The organism is Acidovorax sp. KPB24-07 (genome assembly GCF_057543315.1).
In genome coordinates, this window is the sequence record NZ_BAAJYS010000396.1 from 1 (window position 1) to 2,968 (window position 2,968).

General features: G+C 71.9%; 4 protein-coding genes. All 4 read right to left on the minus strand.

Annotated elements, in window-relative coordinates; translation table 11 throughout:
* Window positions 1–649, minus strand: a 649-nt coding sequence (locus AC27IQ_RS21565; RefSeq protein ID WP_487090730.1) for a site-specific integrase, incomplete at its 3' end; no start/stop codon positions are given.
* 67 nt (window positions 650–716) lie between these two features.
* Entirely contained in the window at window positions 717–1,412 is a 696-nt protein-coding gene (locus AC27IQ_RS21570; protein WP_284429483.1) for a DUF484 family protein, read from the minus strand.
* A complete protein-coding gene (dapF, locus tag AC27IQ_RS21575) occupies window positions 1,409–2,287 on the minus strand; it encodes a diaminopimelate epimerase (protein WP_284429484.1) in 879 nt (292 codons plus the stop codon). Before dapF ends, AC27IQ_RS21570 begins: the two co-directional genes overlap by 4 nt.
* A 150-nt stretch (window positions 2,288–2,437) precedes the next feature.
* On the minus strand, window positions 2,438–2,968 hold a 531-nt coding region (locus AC27IQ_RS21580; protein WP_487090731.1), incomplete at its 5' end, for an ROK family protein.

Below are 2,968 nucleotides of genomic sequence, written 5' to 3' on the forward strand. Positions count from 1 at the left end.
CGGCTAGGGCGGCCGTGCCCACCGGCACGCTGCGGCGCTTGGAGCCCTTGCCGAACACATGCGCCTCGCCGGCCTCCAGGTCGATCCAGCCGCGGCCCTGGCGCTGGGTGTCGGGGCCGGGCACGGCATCCAAGCCCACCAGCTCGCCCACCCGCAGTCCGCAGCCGTAGAGCAGCTCCACCATGGCGGCGTCGCGCGCCTCCAGCCAGGGGTCTCCGCCCGCGTGCTCGAACTCAGCCAGGCGCACTGCGTCGTCCACGGGCAGGGCCTTGGGCAGCGGCTTGGGCGCGCGCGGCGCCCGCACGCCCTGCACGGGGTTGTGCGGCACCAGGCCCTGCTGCCCGGCCCACGTGAAGAACCCGCGCCATCCCGAGAGGATGAGCGCGATGCCGCGCCCGCTGCGCCCGCCGCCGTGCATCTGCGCGACGAAGCGGCGGATGTGCGCGGTGGTCAACCCGAGCAGCGGCACGCCCGCGCCTTCGGCGAAGCGGGCGAGCTTTTGCAGGTCCAGCGTGTACAGGGCCAGGGTGCGGGCGGCCAGGCGCTTTTCCACGCGCACGTGCTCCAGGTAGCGCAGCACCGCCGGATCGGTGGGCGCGGTGGCGGCCGGTGCCGGCTCGGCATCGGTGGTGGGCACCGGTTCGGTCATGGCAGGCGGCGATGCAGGGAAAATGAAGGGCAGAAGGCGCCGGCGGGCAAGGGGCCGGCGTCGCCGCTCAGCGCAGGCGCGAGAGCGCGCCGCTCGCCAGCTCCGCCATGCGGGCGAGAAAATCCGTGCCCATGGCGGCATCGAAGCGGTGCGGATCGGCCGAGCCCAGCACCAGCAGACCGAAGGCCGGCTCGGTGCTGTCGATCGCGCCTTCGCGCAGCGGCAGCAGGGCCAGCGACTGCACCTGCGATGCATCGGGCAGCCACGCCGTGGGCTCGAACCCCAGGTTGGGCCCGCAGAACGGCATGGTCAGCGACGAAGCGAAGGCCCGTGCATCCTCGCTCGCGCCCTGGGCGTAGGCCGCACCGGCATAGGTGGGGGCCACGTCCCACAGGCGCAGCGCGGCCTGCGGCACGTCGAACAGGCGGCGGATGCCCTCCTCCACCACGTGCGGCAGGCTGGAGGGGTTGCGGGCCTCGGCCAGCTCGCGCGTCCAGCGGTGGATCTTGTGGGCGATGGCGGCGTTCTCGTTGCTGTTGCGCACCATTTCCATGATGCGCTGCTCCAGGCCCTTGATCTTCTCGCGCAGCATCTCGGCCTGGCGCTCCTGCAGGCTCACGGCCCGCTGGCCGTGGGGGCTGGTGATCTGCACGCTGGCCAGCACCTCGGCGTGGCGCTCGAAAAAGCCCGGCGTCTGCGCCAGGAACTCGGCGATGTCGTCTTCGGTGATGGGGGGAACCTGGGTGTTGTGGGGAATGGTCATGGTGTGTCGGGAATGTCGATCTGGCCTTCGAAGACGGTGGTGGCGGGACCGGTCATGAAGACCGGGTCCGTGTCGCCGCCGCTCCAGGCGATGGTGAGGAGGCCGCCACGCGTCTGCACGTCCACGCGCGCATCGAGCAGCCCCAGGCGGATGCCCGCCACCACGGCGGCGCAGGCGCCCGTGCCGCAGGCCAGCGTCTCGCCGGCGCCGCGCTCGTACACGCGCAGGCGCACCCGGGTGCGGTCCACGACCTGGAGGTAGCCCGCGTTCACGCGCTGCGGAAAGCGCGCATGGCGCTCGATGAGCGGCCCGGTCTGCGCGACGGGCGCGGTGTCCACGTCGTCCACGAGCTGCACCGCGTGCGGATTGCCCATGGAAACAACTGCTACAAAAACAATAGCGTCACGCCCTAGTGAATCATGCGCCAGAGGCCATTTTTGCCCCAAACCCTGCATGATGGGGGTGAGGCCCGTGGTGTCGAAAGGCACGCGCGCGGGATCGAGCACCGGGCGGCCCATGTCCACCGTCACGCGGCCGTCGGGGGTGAGTTCGGGGGCGATGTCGCCGGCGCGGGTGCGCACGCGGATGCGGTCGCGGGTGGTCAGGCCCTTGTCGCGCACGAAGCGGGCGAAGCAGCGCGCGCCGTTGCCGCACTGCTCCACTTCGCCGCCATCGGCGTTGTGGATGACGTATTCGAAGTCGATGCCCTCGGCGGGCGAGGGACGGACGGTGAGGATCTGGTCGGCGCCCACGCCGAAGTGGCGGTCGCCCAGGAAGCGGTACTGCGCGGCGGTGAGGCCGAGGCGGCCCTGGGTTTCATCGATCACGACGAAATCGTTGCCCGCGCCCTGCATCTTGGTGAAGCGGATGTGCATGGGGCCGGATTATCGTCCCCCCGACCGGGCCGCCATGTAACGGTTCCTGCGGTTTGGCCTTCCGCCGGACCACCCGGCGGGAAGCCGCCGACAGTGCGGGAGCACGGCCAGGCGATCCAACGGAGCGAGGCGGTTGAAGGCCGATCCATCTCAGCCGCTTGCTACCGCCAGCGCCGCATAGTCGCCCACCTGCAGGCCCAGGCCGGCCGGCACCAGCCGCACCCCGGCCGTGAGCGCCGGCAGGTGCGCCGACACCTCGGCCTGCAGCGGCGGCAGCAGGTAGTCCTGGTGGTGCAGGAACACGCTGCCCCCGAGGCTGATGCGCTGCAGGTCCAGCGTGGCCACCAGGTTGTAGAGCATGCGGCCGAGCACGCGGCACATGCCCGCGACCGCGGCGTGCGCGGCGGCATCCCCCCGCTTGGCCGCATCCACCAGCTGTTCGGCGTCATGGCCGAAGCGGCGCGGCATCGAGCTGCCGGCCACGAGCGACTCCACGTCGCCCACGTTGCCGCAGCCGCACAGGGCATCGCCCGGCCCATCGCTGGAAAAACTGTGGCCCGCATGGCCCGCGTTGCCGTTCTTGCCGCGCAGCACCCGGCCGTCCACGCACAGGCCCACGCCCACGCCGGTGCTCCAGGTCACGTAGGCGCAGTGGTCCAGGCCCTGCAGCGCGCCCCAGCG

Excerpts from the sequence above, each read along its gene's own strand:
- dapF (WP_284429484.1), bottom strand. The coding sequence starts at position 2,287 with ATGCACATCCGCTTCACCAAGATGCAGGGCGCGGGCAACGATTTCGTC.
- AC27IQ_RS21570 (WP_284429483.1), bottom strand. The coding sequence starts at position 1,412 with ATGACCATTCCCCACAACACCCAGGTTCCCCCCATCACCGAAGACGAC.